14 protein-coding genes are annotated in these 17,235 nt (G+C 73.2%); 6 read left to right on the forward strand and 8 right to left on the reverse strand.

The annotated features are described in order from the left end of the window. Positions 1–322: 322 nt before the first annotated feature. Positions 323–1,552 carry a DUF418 domain-containing protein gene (locus SMA5143A_RS39105; protein WP_181362236.1) on the reverse strand — a complete coding sequence of 410 codons (1,230 nt, stop codon included), beginning with the start codon at positions 1,550–1,552 and terminating at the stop codon, positions 323–325. Positions 1,553–1,791: 239 nt separating this feature from the next. Beyond that, a complete protein-coding gene (locus tag SMA5143A_RS39110) occupies positions 1,792–2,358 on the reverse strand; it encodes a DUF4291 domain-containing protein (RefSeq protein WP_107467548.1) in 567 nt (188 codons plus the stop codon). Positions 2,359–2,569: 211 nt separating this feature from the next. Here SMA5143A_RS39110 and SMA5143A_RS39115 point away from each other — a divergent pair, with 211 nt between their 5' ends. Beyond that, entirely contained in the window at positions 2,570–3,526 is a 957-nt protein-coding gene (locus SMA5143A_RS39115; RefSeq protein WP_107467549.1) for a threonine/serine dehydratase, read from the forward strand. 101 nt (positions 3,527–3,627) lie between these two features. On the opposite strand, the gene SMA5143A_RS39120 is transcribed toward SMA5143A_RS39115, so the two are convergent. The 4 genes from SMA5143A_RS39120 to SMA5143A_RS39135 form a co-directional block, all read right to left on the reverse strand. After that, positions 3,628–6,831 carry an amidohydrolase family protein gene (locus SMA5143A_RS39120; protein ID WP_107467550.1) on the reverse strand — a complete coding sequence of 1,068 codons (3,204 nt, stop codon included), beginning with the start codon at positions 6,829–6,831 and terminating at the stop codon, positions 3,628–3,630. Positions 6,832–6,895: 64 nt separating this feature from the next. Further along, positions 6,896–7,396, reverse strand: a complete 501-nt coding sequence (locus SMA5143A_RS39125; RefSeq protein WP_055716955.1) for a DUF6328 family protein — start codon at positions 7,394–7,396, stop codon at positions 6,896–6,898. A gap of 390 nt (positions 7,397–7,786) precedes the next feature. Next, the gene (locus SMA5143A_RS39130; RefSeq protein ID WP_181362237.1) at positions 7,787–8,617 is read right to left on the reverse strand and encodes a DUF1206 domain-containing protein; all 831 of its coding nucleotides are present in this window, start codon (positions 8,615–8,617) and stop codon (positions 7,787–7,789) included. Continuing rightward, positions 8,617–9,000 carry a hypothetical protein gene (locus tag SMA5143A_RS39135; protein ID WP_107467551.1) on the reverse strand — a complete coding sequence of 128 codons (384 nt, stop codon included), beginning with the start codon at positions 8,998–9,000 and terminating at the stop codon, positions 8,617–8,619. Before SMA5143A_RS39135 ends, SMA5143A_RS39130 begins: the two co-directional genes overlap by 1 nt. A gap of 311 nt (positions 9,001–9,311) precedes the next feature. Between SMA5143A_RS39135 and SMA5143A_RS39140 the strand changes: the two genes are divergently transcribed. The 5 genes from SMA5143A_RS39140 (at position 9,312) to SMA5143A_RS39160 (ending at position 14,048) form a co-directional block, all read left to right on the forward strand. Continuing rightward, a complete protein-coding gene (locus SMA5143A_RS39140; protein WP_107467552.1) occupies positions 9,312–10,235 on the forward strand; it encodes a MurR/RpiR family transcriptional regulator in 924 nt (307 codons plus the stop codon). Positions 10,236–10,505: 270 nt separating this feature from the next. Continuing rightward, positions 10,506–10,889, forward strand: a complete 384-nt coding sequence (locus SMA5143A_RS39145; protein ID WP_107467553.1) for a hypothetical protein — start codon at positions 10,506–10,508, stop codon at positions 10,887–10,889. Between the two features lie 90 nt (positions 10,890–10,979). Next, on the forward strand, positions 10,980–11,297 hold the full coding sequence (locus tag SMA5143A_RS39150) for a DUF1232 domain-containing protein (RefSeq protein WP_107467554.1): 318 nt from the start codon (positions 10,980–10,982) through the stop codon (positions 11,295–11,297). Positions 11,298–11,337: 40 nt separating this feature from the next. Further along, entirely contained in the window at positions 11,338–12,750 is a 1,413-nt protein-coding gene (locus tag SMA5143A_RS39155) for a CAP domain-containing protein (RefSeq protein WP_107467555.1), read from the forward strand. A gap of 131 nt (positions 12,751–12,881) precedes the next feature. Further along, positions 12,882–14,048 carry a serine hydrolase domain-containing protein gene (locus SMA5143A_RS39160; protein WP_107467556.1) on the forward strand — a complete coding sequence of 389 codons (1,167 nt, stop codon included), beginning with the start codon at positions 12,882–12,884 and terminating at the stop codon, positions 14,046–14,048. 18 nt (positions 14,049–14,066) lie between these two features. Here SMA5143A_RS39160 and SMA5143A_RS39165 read toward each other — a convergent pair whose 3' ends face one another. Beyond that, positions 14,067–16,427 (reverse strand): glycoside hydrolase family 65 protein, encoded by a 2,361-nt coding sequence (locus SMA5143A_RS39165; protein ID WP_107467557.1) that lies wholly within the window; start codon positions 16,425–16,427, stop codon positions 14,067–14,069. Then, positions 16,424–17,182 (reverse strand): HAD family hydrolase, encoded by a 759-nt coding sequence (locus SMA5143A_RS39170; protein ID WP_107467558.1) that lies wholly within the window; start codon positions 17,180–17,182, stop codon positions 16,424–16,426. The genes SMA5143A_RS39165 and SMA5143A_RS39170 overlap by 4 nt, the downstream gene beginning before the upstream one ends. Positions 17,183–17,235: the final 53 nt, after the last annotated feature.

Here is a 17,235-nt window from a genome sequence, read left to right on the forward strand (position 1 = left end):
CCGCAGTCTTCTGCCGGGTGTTCTCCGGCCTGCCGTCCCACCACGCTCCTGCTCATGACCCCGCAGCACTCGGACACCGCCCTGCCCCTCTCCGGCACGGAGCCCTCGCCACGCGAGAACGCCACACCCCTCACCGGCACGAGTGGCTGATGGCCAGGGCCACCGACGTCGCGCGCCACGTCCGGTGACACGCGGTGGTGGCAGGCGACACGGGCCGATGCCGGCCCGGGGAGTTCTCCGGGCCGGCACCTCCGGCGCCGACCCGCGGCGCCGATCTCCTGGAGTCCTCGGCGCCGTATGACCAGCCCCGATGGTCCGCGTCTCACTGAACGCGCGCGGCGATCCCGGTCGCCCTGCCCATCAGCCACTCCAGCGGTCCCCGTTGGAAGAAGCGGGACCAGAGGGTGGCGAGGACCGTCACGGTCGCGATGAAGCCGAGCAGGACGTAAAGGGGCTGGACGGTCGCTTCCCCGGTGTCCAGGAGCCAGATGGCGACGATGTGATAGACGTACGCGGTCAGCGACATCGAACCGACCGCGATGACGGGCCGTGCCAGGCGGCGCAGCCGGGGGAAGGCGTCCATGGCGGCCAGACACGCGGTGATCACCAGGATCGCCACACCGGTGTTGCCCACGATGGACAGGGTCGCCTCGCTGTGCGGGGAGGCGACCAGCAGCCCGGCCGGGCTGTCGCCGAAGACGCCGGCCATACCGGGTGACGGCGACGCCATCGACGACGCGGACGGCAGGGAGGCCATGGCCGATCCGGCCTCGTCCTCCCGGACGGCCGCGGCGGCCCCCGGCACGAGGCGCAGCGCCAGCCAGGAGCCGCCGTAGCCGGCGACGGCGAGCGCGGCACCGGAGAGGGCCAGGCGTATCCGGACCGCCGTGGCCGCCAGGTCGAGACGGGCGACGGCCATACCGGCGATGACGAACGGCACCCAGGTCAGGGCCGGGTAGCCGCCGGTGAAGAACAGCGAGACAAGGCCGTCGGCCTCGCCGACGGTGGGGAACGAGCGGCCGCCGACCACCGGCTTCAGCAGGTACAGCAGCGGCGGGCCGGTCAGGGCCCACCCCGCGGCGATCAGCGCCAGCGGCTTGGCGCCCAGCCGACGCAGCGGCAGCACGAGCAGGAAGAACAGGCCGTAGAAGGCGAGGATCGGCACGACCGGGGTGCCGGTCATCGTCAGGGCGGTGCCCAGGGCCACCAGGATCACGGCCCGGATGATCACCTTGGCGACGGCCTGTCGGCCGGCCCGGCCCGTCTTCGGTGTGCGGCGCCCGGTGATGAGGGCGACGGCGAAGCCGGCCAGAACGGCGAAGAGGGCGGAGGAACGGCCCTGCGCCAGCTCCATCAGGGAGTCGATGACAACGCCCTGGCCCGGAGCAGGGCCTACATGGACCGCGTACATGCCGAAGACGGCAAGGCCGCGGGCCAGGTCCAACCCGACCAGACGGCCGACGCCGGGCGCGTCCGTCGGGGGCTCGATGTGCTCGGACGCAGGTGACGGCGCGTCGGCCGTGGGCAGGGGGGTGTCGGGATGATGCGTCATGCGGCTCAGCCTCGAGACCGTGCCGAGCATGGGGTATCCGGCAGAAGGCTGTGACAGCCCTGCCGACCGGCGGGCAACACCCCGCCGTGTGGATGGAGTTGCCGCTCCCCGGGCCGCGGGGGCGCGCAGGGCTCACCCGTTGGTCGCCCGTACCGGGCCGCCAGGAGGCTCCGCCGATCGGCAGGGCGATACCCACCGACCGGCAGGGGCGGTCGCCTTCGTCGAGGTCGCCGGTCGTGTCATGCGCCCGACGACAGGAGGTTCGCCAGCTCCTGGGGGAGCGGGTACGGCCGCTCCGCGGGAATCAGCCGCTGCGCCCGGGCGGCGTGGCCGGTCCGGGCCAGTGCCGCCGCCTTGCGGACCTGGGGGGTGAGGTCGGTGAGGCTGACGATCCAGTCGTCGGTGAAGGCGCGGATCAGCTCGCGACCGATACCGACCTGGATGCTGTAGTGGTTCAACGCGGCTCCGCGCAGCGAGCGTTCCGGGTCCCACTGGACATGCACGGCCGCCCGGGCCACGGCTGCCGGATCCGCGGTCGTGAGCACGGCCCGCGACAGGGCCTCCTCCCAGCCCTGGCGGGTCATCCGCACGGCGAGCACGCGCTCCTGACCGGGTTTGCGGGCCCAGTTGCTGCGATGCATGAGCCACAGGAACGACGGCTTGATCCACGTCATCCTGTGAAACGAGAACGGCGTGACGAAGCGGCCCGCTCGCAGCGCCGCGTCTGCTATCGCGGGCGCGTAGGCCTGGTAGACCACGATCGTGTCGGCGTCGTGGTCCGCCCGGACCTGGTACTGGGGTGCCATGCGCCGTACCCTGCCATCCGGTACGCGCGCGTCGCGAAGGAATATCCCACCACCGGTTGCGGAACGTCCCGGCCCCAGCCACTGATCCACGGTCGGCGCGCGGCCCGGCCGCCCGACGGCGCTTGACCTCGGCGCCATCGTGGATCAAGGTCGAGGAAGTACGTCGGCCCGGCCGGCGTCGGCGACGGCTTCGTGGAGCGGGGTGGGTGGGTTGATCGGGATCTCCGGGATCCGGGCGGCGGCCGAGCGGATCGCGGATCACGTGGTGCGGACACCGACGGTACGGAGTCCGGGGCTCAGCGCGTTCCTCGGTGTGCCGGTGACCGCCAAGCTGGAGCTGTTGCAGCGCACCGGCTCCTTCAAGGCCCGCGGCGCCACCGCGAAGCTGCTGTCGCTGACCGAGGCGGAGCGGGCCGCCGGGGTGGTCGCGGTGAGCGGCGGCAACCACGGCATCGCCCTGGCCCACGTGGCGGCGGCGCTGCACATCAAGGCGACCGTGGTGATGTCCCGGACCGCGCCCAGGCGGTCCACGGACCTCGTCGAGGCGTCCGGCGCGTCGCTGCGGCTCACCGACGGCATGGCGGAGGCGTTCGCGCTCACCGAGCGGTTGCGGGCCGAGGGCCTCACCCTCGTCCACCCGTTCGACGACGAGGTGGTGATCGCCGGTCAGGGCACCGTCGGCCTGGAGTTCGCGGAGGACGCCGGAGAGGTGACGGACGTGCTCGTCAGCATCGGCGGGGGCGGTCTGATCTCCGGTGTCGCCGCCGCGTTCAGGGCGTTGCGGCCGCAGGTGCGTGTCTGGGGCGTGGAGACCGAGGGCGCCACCTGTATGAGCGAGGCCCTGGCAGCGGGCGGCCCCGTCACCGTCGACCTGTCCTCGATCGTCACCACGCTCAGCGCGCCCTCCGCCTCCCGCCTCACCTACGACCATGTGTCCGCGCTCGTCGAGGACGTCCTGGTGGTGCCGGACGCGGAGGCCGTCCGCGGTGTCCTCGACCTCGCCGAGCACGCCAAGGTGTGGGCGGAACCCGCCGCCGGCTGTCTGCTGCCCGCCGCCCGGCAGGTCGTGGAACGGGTCGGCGAGGGGGCCCGGCTCGGCCTGGTGGTGTGCGGCGGCAACACGACCCCGGCGGACGTCACGGAGTGGACGCGGCGCTTCGGGTTGTGACGCCGACCGTCGCCGTATGCCGGACCCCCGGGGACCCCTCGGCCGGTGGTCGGCGGCCGGTGGTCTGCGGCCGGCCGAGGGATCCGTGACACCGTGGTCGCTCAGTGGGCGTCGCAGCACCCGTCCCTGCGCATCAGTCGGCCCACCTCCAGCCAGTGCTCCTCGCTCTCGGCGGCCCTCGCCCGGCGTGCGGTCGGCCGGTACGCGGCCACCAGGTCCTCGGTGGTGTAGTGGGTACCGCCGCGGAGGACCGCCACCGTCCGCACGAGGCTGTCGAAGTCGGTGAAGGGGTCGCCGTCGACGACGGTCAGATCGGCGAGCCTGCCCGGTTCGACGGTGCCGAGGTGGTCGTCGAGACCGAACAGCCGGGCCGGCATGACCGTCGCCGTGCGCAGGGTCTCGGCGGGGCTGAGGCCCCCGGCGTGCAGGGCGCGCAGCGCGAGGTGGAGGAAGAGACCGACGGGGCCTAGCGGCTGATCGGTGCCGAGGGCCACCAGGCCGCCGGCTGCGAGTATCCGCCGGTACACATCGGTCTCGGTGCGCAGCGCGGCCAGTTGGGCGGGCGTCGGCGGAGTGGCCGCGGACTGCCGTACGGAGAGGGCGTCCCACGGGGGCATCACGACCGTGACCCGCGGGTCGTCCGCGAGGGCGGGGTCCGCGCCGAGGAGCGGGGCGGCGGTGAAGGGCGTGGCGATGAGGGAGAAGCCGACGCCGTGGGCGCTGTAGACCTCCTCCACGTCCTGGTGGGCCCGCCCGGTGGTGGTGATGGCGTGCCCGAACTCGGCGCGCTGGGTGGCCTGGAGATGGGTGGTGAGGTCCTGGCCGAGCTGGACTCCGGGGGACAGCAGATGGCTTCCGGTGCGCACGCCGAGCCGTTCGTGGGCGAAGCGCGCCGCCTCGCTCATCACCCAGCCGGGCGCCCGGACGTAGGTCTTGACGAAGTCCCAGTCGAGCGCGGCGCCCCGCTCCAGCGAACGCCTCAGGCCCGCCTCGGTCCGGTGGGCGCGTCCCATGCTGTACGCGACGCGCGCGCCGTCGAGGAGTTCCCCGGTGGTGAGCAGCCGGGGTCCGGCGAGGCGGCCTGCGGCGACCTCCTCGCGGATGCGGACCTGTTCGTAGGCGAAGCCGCCGAGGGAGACGGCGGTGGTGACGCCGTAGGTGAGCTGCCCGGCGGCCTGGCGGCTGCCGTAGGTGCTGTGCCAGGGGTGGGTGTGGGTGTCCCACAGGCCGGGGAGCACGGTGTGGGTGGAGGCGTCGACCCGGCGGAGGGTGGCCCTGCGGCCGGCCCGGTGGGGTTCCACGGCGGTGACGCGGCCGCCGCGGACGACGATGTCGACGTCCTCGCGGACGGTGTCGCCGGTGCCGTCCCAGAGCCGCCCGGCGTGGACGACGGTGTCGGCGGGGGTGGTCCGGGAGCGGTCGAGGGGCACAAGGACGGTGCGGGCGCGGCCGTCGGCGATGTCGAGGAGGCGGAGCCGGGTGCCGGACAGGTGCAGGAGGGTCCTGGAGTCGCCGGACCAGGTGGGGTGGTCGGCGGCTTCGGTGGTGAGGGTGCGGAGTTCGCCGCGCGGGGTGCCGTCGGCGGCGACGGGCAGCAGGCACAGCGCGGACTCGACGATCACGGCCATCCAGCGGCCGTCGGGCGACCAGACGGGCCCGGAGTCGTAGCGGTCGGCGACGGAGGTGTGCGGGGCGACGGCGTGCAGCCGGTCGGCGCCGGTCGTGGTGTCGACGACGCGGATGAGGTTGTAGCCCTCCCGGAAGCGGGCGCCGAGACGGTTGCGGTCGCACAGGGCGAGGTACCTGCCGTCGGGCGACCAGGACGGCCTGCCGGGCAGCCCACCCCCGCCGAGGGGGGTGGCCAGGACGCGTTCCTCGCCGCTTTCGAGGTCGCGGACGACGAGGCGTCCGGTCAGGTCGAGGCAGGCCAGCCGGCGTCCGTCGGGTGAGAGGGCGGGCATGACGCGGCCGCCGGTCGCGAGGGCGGTCTCCTCGCCGGTGGCGAGGTCGTGGCGGTACACGCCGAGCAGGCCGTCACGGTCGTCGGCGTACACGAGGGAGCGCCCGTCACGGGACCAGGAGGGCGCGAGGAGGTAGCGGGTCGGCGGGGACGTCCGCAGCCGCTTCGGGGGGCGTCCGCCCGAGGTGCCCGCCAGCCAGAGCGCGTTGAGGGCGGCGAACGCGACGCTCCGTCCGTCGGGCGACAGGGCGGGCAGGTGGATGCCGCGCACGGGCCGGACCCGGGCCTCCCCGAGGTCGTACTCCTTGACGCGGTAGCGCGGCCGGTCGACGGGGAGGACGGCCTCGAAGGGGATGGTGTCGGGCTCGTCGGGGTGGTCGGGGCGCAGCAGGGTGAACTGTCCGTCCAGGGTGATCAGCAGGGCCCCGTCGGGTGTCCAGCGCGGCGGCACGGGAGCGAGGTCGCCGCCGACGCGGACCGGCCGGCCGTCGACGACGAGGGTGCACGAGCCGCCCGGTGAGGCGGTGGTGCGCAGGTAGGCGAGACGGCGGCCGTCCGGGGCGAGGGCGGGCGTCATGACCTGCGCGGCCTCGGTCTCGGTGTGCTCGACGGTGACCGGGCCGGTGCCGTCGGCGGCCACGGCGGCGACGGTCCGGGACTCCACGCCGGTGCCCGCGGCGGAGGTGACGACCCTGGCCCGGACGAACAGCAGGCGGGTGCCGTCGGGTGACCAGGTGGGGTCGAAGTCCTCCCAGGCGCCGTCCTGGAGCGGGCCGTCCTGGCCGGGGAGGCCGGTGACGCGGGTGATGTCCCCGGTGGCCAGGTCGAGGACGTGGACCCGGTACGGGCTGCCGGTGACGGGGTCGCCACCGCGTTCGGAGCCGAAGGCGATGCGGGTGCCGTCGGGTGACCAGGCCGGGCCCCGGTCGTCCCAGGGGCCGTCGGTGCGCTGCCGCAGGCCGGAGCCGTCGGGGCGCATGGTCCACAGGTGGAAGCCGCCGTCCCGGTAGGCGCAGAACGCGACGAGGGACCCGTCCGGGGAGTACGTGGGCCGGTTGGGTTCCAGTCCCGCCGGGGTGAGGGGGACCGCCTTGCCGCCGCCTCGTGGCAGGGACCACAGCCCGCTCTGGACCTCGGCGATCAGGGTGTCGCCGCCGGGCGCGAGGGTGGCCGAGCCGTTGGTGGCCCGCGTGAAGGTGAGGGCGGTGGCGGCGGCCGCCGAGCGGTCTCGGGCGTCGGCCGGGGTGGTCGTGGCGGCGGCGCCGAGGACCGCTGCGGCGCCGCCGGCGGCGAGGAGTTGACGGCGGGTCAGGGAGGGGGTGGAGCTGCTGTGGTCAGGGTCCATGACAGGTCACGCTGGCGCACCACGCGCCCCAGCGGCAACACCACCATTCGCGCCAGTCACGATGTCACCCGCCGGAATGACGGCGGCGGATCCAGGCCGGCAGCGCGAACCAGCACAGCAGGTACCAGACGAGCACGCACGCCACCAGCCAGGGCACATAGCCGTCGTCGGTGGCCACGCGCAGGATCAGCAGCAGTGCGGCGGTCATCGTGGCGAGCAGCAGGATCAGGCCGATCACGGTCAGCCGGGCCGCCCACAGCACGGCGGCCGGTTTGATGCGGCGGCCGGCGACGATCCGGTGGAAGGAGACGGGGCCGATGAGGGCGCCGGTGGCGGCGGCGCCGAGGACGACGGTCACGATGTAGATGGTCTGCTCGGTCTGTTCCAGCTGTGCGTAGCGCGGGGTGAACACGACGGTGAGCAGGAAACCGAAGAGGATCTGCACGCCGGTCTGGGCGACCCGGACCTCCTGGATGAGTTCGCCCCAGCGGCGGTCGGCACGCTCGTCCGCCGTCTCGTCACGGCCCCGCTCGGGAGTGGCGTATCCGTTGTCGGTGCCGGGCACGGCGTCCTCCAGGCTCGGTCGGTGTCCCCTCTTCTGGATGGCGCCCGGCCCGGCACCGACAAGCGGGAAGATCCGCCGCTTCACTCGCACGAGTGGATCCACTGAGCCGAGCGGTCATATGTGCGACCCTCCTGCCCGGCGTGATCGCGTGATCGCGTGACCACCGGCCTGCCGGCCTGCCGACAGACGCCGTCGCCCCCGAGCCCGAGCGGCCCACGCCGGGGCCCGCGCCGGGGCCCGCGCCGTGGTCCCGCCGCGGGTTCCTCCTCGGCAGTGCCGCGTTCGCGCGGAGGCCGCGGTTCGTCCGCCAGGACCCGGCCTCGACGGTGGCCGAGCTGCCCGGCTTCGCCGTCCCGGCCTCGTACGACCGGTGGTTCGCGTGAGCGAATCTCAGACCCGGCGCCAGCGCGCCATCGCGAACGAGAAGAGCCCGAAGAGGACGAGGCCCGCCGCGACACAGGCGAGGAGCGCGGGGCCGGCGGGCGTGTCGGCGAAGGAGCGCAGGGTGTCGTCGAGACCCTTGGCCTTGTCCGGCTCGTAGTCGATGGCGGCGCGGACGGCGAAGACGCCCGCCGCGGCGAAGACCAGGCCCCGTGCGAGGCCGCCGCCCACCCCGGTGACGTCGACGGCCCGGCGGGTGCGGCGCGACATCTCACCGAGCCGCAGGTGCTTGTGGTACGAGCGCATCAGGGCCCGTACCGCGATCCAGACCCCCGCGACGATCACGCCGATCCCGGCCGCGCCCACCAGCCACTGGCCGGCGGGGAGTTCCAGGGCGCGGGCCGTCACGTCCTTGGACTGCTCGTCGCTGGAGCCCCCTCCCCCACCGCTCCCGCCGCCCGAGCCGGCCGCGAAGGTCAGCACCGAGTAGGCGACGAAGGTGTAGAAGACGAACCGGGCGGCCGAGGCCAGCCGCTTGGTCCACTTGCGGCCGTCCGGGCCCGCCGCGCCGAACACCGCCTCCGACAGCCGCCACAGGGCCATTCCGACCACGCCGATACCGAGGGCCCACAGCAGGACCGACCCCAGCGGCTTCTGAGATATCTCCTCCAGCGCGCCCTGCCGGTCCGCCTGCTGCCCGCCCTCGCCGAAGGCGATCTGCAGGGCCAGCGCCCCGACCAGCAGATAGATCACGCCGCGCGCCGTGAGCCCGGCCCGGGCGGCGCCCTCCGTCACAGAACCGCGGGCCGCGCGCCCGCTGCCCACCCCCACTGCCGTCATCAGCTCTCCTGTCGTCCTTCGAGCCGCAGTTGCAGGCTCACTTCCTGGTCACCGGCGTCCACACCCACCTGACGCACCGAGTAGCTCTCCTCCAGGGCCGCCCGCAGCGTCCGGACGGCGGGCGGACTGCCCTGCACGTCGACGGTGACGGGGCCGGACAGCCGTGCGGGAGGTTCCTCGGCGCCGGAGGGAACGGCCGCCGTGTCGTAGGTGCCGGTCCACATGGTGGGGCGGCCGCCCGCGGTCTCGTGCGGCGGGTCCTCGGGACGCCGGTCCGACTCGAAATGGGCGCACAGGCACGCGAAGACGCGCTCGGCGTCCTGTGCGGAGCAGTCGCAGAGCACGACCTCGACCTGTGACACGGGCAGACGGGGCAGAGTCACGAGCCTTCTCCCTGGTGTGGACGACAGGGTGCGTGTACCCCCATGGTGGGCCCGAAACGGGGGGCCCGCAGGTCGCGCGGCGGCTGCCGTGCCGAAGTGGTTCGCGAGCGCACCGGCCGACCGCCCCCGAGCGGTTTGCTCGCGCACCGGGCCGCGGGCGGGACGGCTGCGCCCCGCACCGGCCGCGCCCCGCCGCCGAGCGGTCCCGCCCGCGCCCGGCGTCCGGCCCGGAAGGGCTGCCGGGACGCGCCCGTGACCGCGCTGACCGTGGGCTATGTTGAGTGGTCGTGGGAGACGAAGAAGGCACGCGGGTGCCATCGCCGCAACAGGCACGCGCGCAGGCATCAGCGATCACGTCCGGGCGGACCGCCGAGGAGACCGAACCGTCACCCACGGCCCGGCTCAGGGAGCTGTTCGACGGGCCCCGCCTCTCCCCCGGGCAGCGGCGCATCGCCCAGTACCTGATCGAGCACATCACCGAGGCCGCGTTCCTGTCGATCACGGACCTCGCGGACCGCGTCGGTGTCAGCCAGCCCTCGGTGACCCGGTTCGCCGCCGCCGTCGGCTTCAGCGGCTACCCGGCGCTGCGGGAGCGGCTCCAGGCCATCGCGCTCGCCACCCTCGGCAGCGCGCCGGGCGCCCCCGCGGCGGACCGCAGCAACGAGCTCCAGGCCGCCGTGGACGCCGAGATCGAGAACCTGGAGAACCTCCGGCGCGACTTCGCGGACCCGGACCAGGTGATCGAGGTGGGCCGCGCCCTGTCCCGCTCGACCCCGCTGACCGTCCTCGGACTGCGGATCTCGGGCGCCCTCGCCGAGTACTTCGCCTACGCCGCCCGCCGTATCCACCCCGACGTCCGGCTCGTGACCAAGGGCGGCACGGTCGCCTACGACGCGCTGTTGCAGTCCCGTGAGGCGGGCGGCACCTGGCTGCTGGCGTTCTCCATGCCCCGGCACGCCCAGGAGACGCTCACCGCGCTGCGGGTCGCGCACACGGCCGGGCTGAAGGTGGCTCTCGTGACCGACCTGGGGCTCGGGCCACTGGCCGACGAGGCCGACGCCGTCTTCGCCACCGGCACCGGCTCACGCCTGGTGTTCGACTCCTACGCCGCCCCGGTGATGATGTCCTCGGCGCTCCTCCAGGCCATGACGGACGCCGACCCGGAACGGACCCAGGCCCGGCTGGAGGCGTACGAGCAGGTCTCCGAGCAGCATCAGTTCTTCCTCAGGGACTGAGTCCCGGCACGTCCTGCCGGCACGGGATTATTCAGAACTTTTCCGGCATGAATTTTTTCATGCCCTTGCAAACTCATCGGTATATATAAATACTGCTCCCGGATCGCGGCCCGGTGGGACTCCGGGACGCGTCGTCCGCCCGGGACCGTCCGCTCCTACCCGCCACGGCGCCCCGGGTGCGGCGGCCCCGGCCATCCCCTAGACCGGGGCCGCCCAGACTCCACCCGCAGGACTTCTTTCTCGTGTCGATGCAAGACCGGAGCGTTGAACATGGCCCTCACCTCCTCGCCGATCCGCACGGACTGGCCGTGCCAGGTCAAGACACCCGGTAGCTACGACTGGGAGCGGTCTGCGGCCAAGTGGTTGCGCGAGCTGGTGCCGGCGCGTTACGGCAGCTACCCGGCGATGCTGCGGCACCCCGTCCTGCTCGCCCGGCACGCCCAGATCCAGGTCCAGCACGAGATACGGGTCGCCCGCACGGCCCTGCAGACCGCCCGCTCCGAGCTGCCCGGCCTCGGGATGTCCGAGTCGGTCATCGAGCACACGATCAAGATGTACGCCGCCGAGGTCATGCAGCTGAGCCACATCGCCCGCTCCATCCGGGCCGTCAGCCAGGCCCTCGTGGACCACAACCACGCCCGCGCCTCCCACTGACACGTGCGACGTTCGCGATAGGCGACGCCCGTGCCGGGAACACGATGAGAAGGTACGGGTAGAGGTACGGACGAACGAGGGGCGGGACCGATGGACTCCTGGACCTGGGGTGTGATCGTCGCGATCGTGGTGGCCGGGGCCGCCGTCCTCGGCGTGGCCGTATGGCTGCTCCTGCGCCTGGTGCGCACCCGGCGCGACCTCCAGCGGGCCGGACTCCCCACCGGCCCCAAGTGGATCTTCTGGGGCGCTGTCCTCTATCTCGTCCTCCCGACGGACGTGCTGCCCGACCCGGTGTACCTCGACGACATCGGCGTCCTGCTGCTGGCGCTGAAGTCGATGCGCTCCGGACGACAGGACGCCCTGGCCGCCGAGCGTGGAGACGGCACGGGAACCGCCCTGCGGGGGTGAGACGTTGTCGGGCTGACGGTCACTGCGACGGACGGCCCCGATGAGCGAGCTGGTACCCGGGGGCAATGTGCCCCTGCCGCACGGCACCCTGACGATCAGGGTCCCCGGTCCCTTCGACGTCTCCGCCCTCGTCACCGACGACACGGGCCGGGTCGGCGGGGACGCCGACTTCGTCTTCTACAACCAGCCGGTGGCGCCGGGCGCCCGCCTCGCCGGCGGGACCCTGACGGTGGATCCGCCCCGGCTGCGCACCGGAGCGACCCGGCTCACCGTCGTGATCAGCCCGGCCGAACCGGGCACACCCCTCGGCGGCCTCCCGGCCCCGACCCTGTTCGTCACCGGCGCCGACGGCCGCGCCCTCGCCCGCTTCACCCCGCCGCGCCCCAGGGCGGAGACGGTCCTGCTGCTGGCGGAGCTGTACCGCCGGGGGCCGGGCTGGAAGCTGCGAGCCCTGGGACAGGGGTACGCCGACGGACTCGCGGGTGTGGCGAGGGACTTCGGCGTGGACGTCGAGGAGGACGCGACCACCGCGCCGGGCGGCGGCCCCGGAGCGGTGCCCCCTGGCGGACGTGGCACGGCGGCCACCGGCGGGCGCGGCGCCGCACCCCGTCCCGCTCCGCCTCCCGGGCGCGCCCCGTGCGCACCGGCCCGCACCACGCCCATGACCACGGCGGCGGCCCCCGACGGCTTCCTCGGGCTGGTGAACTCCGCCCGGGCCGCCACCGGTTCCCCCGCCGTCTCGCTCAGTCCCTACCTCATGTCGGCGGCCGGGGCGCATGCCGCCGCCATGGCGGCGCAGGGGCGGCTCGACTCGGAGGGGGCGGACGGGCTCTCCGTCCATCAGCGGGTCACCGCCGGGGGCTACCGCTATCTGACCGTCGGCGAGCACCTGGTGTCCGGTCCCCGAACCCCGGCCGAGTTCGTCGACTACTGTCTGTCCGACCCGCAGGCCCGGCGCACCCTCTGCGAGCCCGCGTGCAGCGAGGCCGGGCTCGGGCAGGCGACCGACCCGCGCACGGGCACCGTCTACTGGACCGCGCTGTGGGCCCGGCCCTTCTCCGCCGAGGGACTGCGGCGGACGGCGGACGAGGTCATCGCTCTCACCAACGCCCGGCGGACCGCAGCCGGGCTACGCCCGCTGGCCCTCGACCCGCTGCTCACCGTCGCGGCCCAGGCGCACTGCGACGACATGGTGGCGCGGGCGTTCTACGCGCACACCTCCCCCGACGGCGGGGAGCCCTGGGACCGCGCGGCGGCGGCCGGATCCACCCGGCGGACGATCGGGGAGAACATCGCGTGCGGGCAGCGTTCCGCCGCCGAGGTGGTGGAGGGCTGGATGAACAGTCCGGGCCACCGCGCGAACATCCTGAAGCCCGACTTCACCCATCTGGGCGTCGGATTCACCGGAGGCGGCGGCGCGGGCACCTACTGGACCCAGCTGTTCGGCGGCTGAAACCGAACCTCCGTGCCTTTCCTTCTTTTGAGTCGCTCAACTCGGCACCCCCACCAGCTACTTGACTGCCCGTGATCACTGGTCTCCAATGCACCCTGTCGATGGACAGAAGGCAACGGGAGACGAATCAGATGGTTTCAAGAACGGTGGGCGCCGGCGCGGTTGCCCTGGGCGCGGTCGTGTTGTCCCTGCTGACGGTTCCCGCGCAGGCGGCGACCCCGCCCCCCGCACCCGACACCGGGGGCCCGGACCCCACCGTGGTCACGGCCCCCCTGGCCGCCCCGGACACGGCGGAGCTGCGCAAGGCGCTGCGTACGGCACTGTCACAGGGCGCGCCGGGGGCGTTCGCGCGGGTCGACGACCACGGCAAGACCATCCATCTGGCGGAGGGTGTCGCCGACCGGGGCACCGGGCGGGCCATCGGCACCGGGGACCGGATCCGCGTCGGCAGCGTCACCAAGACCTTCACGGCGGTGGTCCTGCTGCAGTTGGTCGACGAGGGCAAGCTGAAGCTCGACACCTCGGTGAACACCTATCTGCCGGGGCTGTTGCCCGACCGGCGGATCACCGTGCGTCACGTGCTCAGTCACCGCAGCGGTCTGTACGACTACGCCAACACCCTCTTCGCCCAGTCGGTGCAAGGGTTCGAGAACGTCCGCAACCGCGTCTACACCTACCGTCAGCTGATGGACCTGTCGCTCGCGAAGCCCCTCACCAACAAGCCGGGCGCGGTGTACTCCTACTCCAACGCCAACTTCGTCGTGGCGGGCATGCTCATCGAGAAGCTCACCGAGAAGTCGGTGGCGACGGCGTACCAGGAGCGCCTCATCAAGCCGCTGAAGCTGACCGACACGTACTACGTCCATCCGAAGAACACGATCCCCGGCCGGTACGCGCGCGGATACATGACCGCCGACTCCTCCGGCCGGAAGATCGACTCGACCCGGCAGACCGTGTCCTGGGCGCAGAGCGCGGGGGCCCTGGTGTCCAGCGGCAAGGACCTCAACACGTTCCTCTCCGCGCTGATGCGGGGCGAACTGACCTCCGCCGCCCAGCTGAAGCAGATGCTGAAGTGGACGCCGGTGAACAGCACACAGGCGTACGGGCTGGGGCTGCGTCGGCGTGATCTGTCGTGCGGCTCGGTGTACGGGCACACCGGCACCGTGCAGGGCTACTACACCTGGGCGTTCACCTCGAAGGACGGCAAGCGCGGTCTGACGTCGTTCGCCAACACCTCCAACAACGGGACGGTGTACGCCACCATGAACAGCACACTGGAGGCCGCGTTCTGCGGCTGACCTCTCACGGCTGACCCCTCACGCTCCGCGCCTCCCGCGCCGACCGGGTCGCCGGTGCGGCGGCTGTTCCGGCGGCGGACCGGCAGGTCGCGGAGCCGGGATGTCCAGCCGCCGGGGTTTCTCCCCGTCGAGGGTGACCGGCTCGCCGTAGTGGCGGACGGTCAGGGAGTCACCGCCGACCAGCTCGTACGTGGCGTGGCGGGGTGTGATCTCGACGCGCAGACAGGTGTCCCGCAGTCCGAGGCTGAAGGCGAGCCTGCTCAGCCGCTCGGGGAGCCGGGGCTCGAAGTCGACGACGGGCCCCTGGTGGCGCATGCCGCCGAAGCCCGCGACGAGCGCCGTCCAGGTACCGGCGAGGGAGGCGATGTGCAGTCCGTCGCGGGTGTTGTTCTCCAGGTCCCGCAGATCCATCATCGCCGCCTCGGTCAGATAGTCGTAGGCCAGGTCGAGATGGCCGACCTGGGCGGCGATGACCGCCTGGCAGCAGGCGGACAGGGAGGAGTCGCGGACCGTGAGCGGCTCGTAGTAGGCGAAGTCGCGTGCCACCTGCTCCTCGTCGAAGCGGTCGCCGCACTTGTACAGGGCGAGGACCAGGTCGGCCTGTTTGACGACCTGTTTGCGGTAGAGGTCGAAGTACGGGAAGTGCAGCATCAGCGGGTACTGGTCGGCGCGGGTGCCGCGGAAGTCCCAGCGCTGGTGGCGGGTGAACCCGGCGTGCTGCTCGTGGACGCCGAGTTCCGGGTCGTAGGGAAGGTGCATGGCGTGGGCGGCGTCCCGCCAGGCGGCGCTCTCCTCGTCGTCCACGCCGAGCCGCTCGGCCCGCTCGGGATGGCGTTCCGCGGCGTCCGCGGCGGCCAGCAGGTTCGCGCGGGCCATGAGGTTGGTGTACGTGTTGTCGTCCACGACGGCGCTGTACTCGTCCGGACCGGTCACCCCGTCGATGTGGAACGCGCCGTGGGGGTCGTGGTGGCCGAGGGAGCGCCAGAGCCGGGCCGTCTCCACGAGGAGTTCGAGGCCGGTGTCGCGTTCGAAGTCGGTGTCGCCGGTGACGAGGGTGTGGCGGACCACGGCGTCGGCGATGTCGGCGTTGACGTGGAACGCGGCCGTGCCGGCGGGCCAGTACGCGGAGCCCTCCGAGCCGTCGATGGTCCGCCATGGGAACGCGGCCCCCTTGAGGCCCAGTTGGGCGGCCCGGTCGCGGGCCGCGGGCAGGGTGTTCTGCCGCCAGCGCAGGGCCTCGGTGACCGCGCCGGGCGCGGTGTAGGTGAGCAGGGGCAGCACGAAGGTCTCGGTGTCCCAGAAGGCGTGCCCGTCGTAGCCGGAGCCGGTGAGGCCCTTGGCGGGCAGGGCCCGCCGCTCGGCGCGGGCACCCGCCTGGAGGACGTGGAACAGGGCGAACCGTACGGCCTGCTGGATCTCCTCGTCGCCGTCGACCTCGACGTCCGCGCGCGCCCAGAAGTCGTCCAGGTAGGCGCGCTGTTCGTCGACGAGGCCCTGCCAGCCGCCGTACGCGGCGGCGGACAGCGCGGCGTCGACCTGGTCGGCGACGGCGGGCAGCGAGCGGGTGCCGGACCAGCCGTGGGCGACGAGCTTCTCCACGCGCAGGGTCTGGCCGGGCTCCAGCACGGTCGTCGCGGTGAGGCGGGCCACGTCGTCGCGGCTCTCGCCGCTGGTGGTGACGGAGCCGGGCGCGGTGACGAGGTGGTCGGCGGCGGCGCCGACACGCAGTCCGGTGCGCCGGGTGCGGTGGACGAGCCTCAGCCGGGGCCCGTCCGCGAAGTGCTCCTCGGGTTCCAGCGGTGACTCCAGGGCGACGGCCGCCCGGGGATCACCGTCGCGTTCCGGGAGTTGTTCGTTGGCCACCAGTTCCGACTGGACGACGACGCGTGCCTCGCCGTCCACGGCCTCGACCTCGTAGGCGACGGCGGCGATCGCCCGCTGGGTGAGGGAGACGAGGCGGGTGGAGCGGACACGGACGGTCGTCCCGGCCGGGGAGGTCCATTCGCAGGTGCGCCGCAGTACGCCCTCGCGCAGGTCGAGGACGCGTTCGTGGGAGCGGAGGCGGCCGTAGCGCAGGTCGAAGGGCTCGTCGTCGACGAGCAGGCGGATGATCTTGCCGTTGGTGACGTCGATGACGGTCTGCCCGGACTCCGGGTAGCCGTACCCGGCTTCCGCGTACGGCAGCGGATGCGTCTCGTGGACGCCGTTGAGGTAGCTGCCCGGCAGGCCGTGGGGTTCGCCCTCGTCGAGGTTGCCGCGCCAGCCGATGTGGCCGTTGGACAGGGCGAACACCGATTCGCTCTGCGGCAGGAGGTCGAGGTCGAGGTGCCGTTCGCGCAGGGCCCAGGGGGCGACGCCGTACGAGCGGTGGGTGATCACGCCCAGTCCCCCAGTTCCGTCAGGTCCGGTACGACGACGTCGGCGCCGTGGGCGCGCAGGGCGTCCGCCTGACCGACGCGGTCGACGCCGACGACGTGCCCGAAGCGGCCCGCGCGTCCGGCGTCCATGCCGGCGAGGGCGTCCTCGAAGACGGCGGCCTCGGCGGGTTCGACCCCGAGGTCGCGGGCGGCGGCGAGGAAGGTGTCCGGGGCCGGCTTGCCGGGCAGACCGCGCTCGGCGGCGACCACGCCGTCGATCCGCACGTCGAAGAGGTGCTCGGCGCCGATGGAGCGCAGGACGTCACGGCAGTTGGCGCTGGAGGAGACGACCGCGGTCAGCAGCCCCCGGGCGCGGGCCCGCTCGACGTAGCGCAGGGTGCCGTCGTAGGCCTCGACGCCGTCGGTGCGGATGAGGTGGAGGAGCAGGTCGTTCTTGCGGTTGCCGAGGCCGTGCACGGTGGCCGCGTCCGGCGGGTCGTCGAGGCTGCCCTCGGGCAGGTGGATGCCGCGCGAGGCGAGGAAGGTGCGGACGCCGTCGGCGCGGGGGCGTCCGTCCACGTACTCGTCGTAGTCCTTGCCGCGGTCGAAGGGGCGGAAGGAGTCGCCGTCGTGGCGGCGCAGGAACTCGTCGAACGCCTGCTTCCAGGCGGCGGCGTGCACCACGGCGGTCCGGGTGATGACGCCGTCGAGGTCGAAGAGGCAGGCCCGGACGTGCCGGGGAAGGCCCAGGTCCGTCGGTTCGGTGGTCTCTGTCATGGAAGGGGGGTTCCCCGTGCGGCGGGAGTCAGTGGGAGTCAGGGGCCGAAGAT

The organism is Streptomyces sp. MA5143a (genome assembly GCF_900290235.1).
GTDB lineage: Bacteria > Actinomycetota > Actinomycetes > Streptomycetales > Streptomycetaceae > Streptomyces.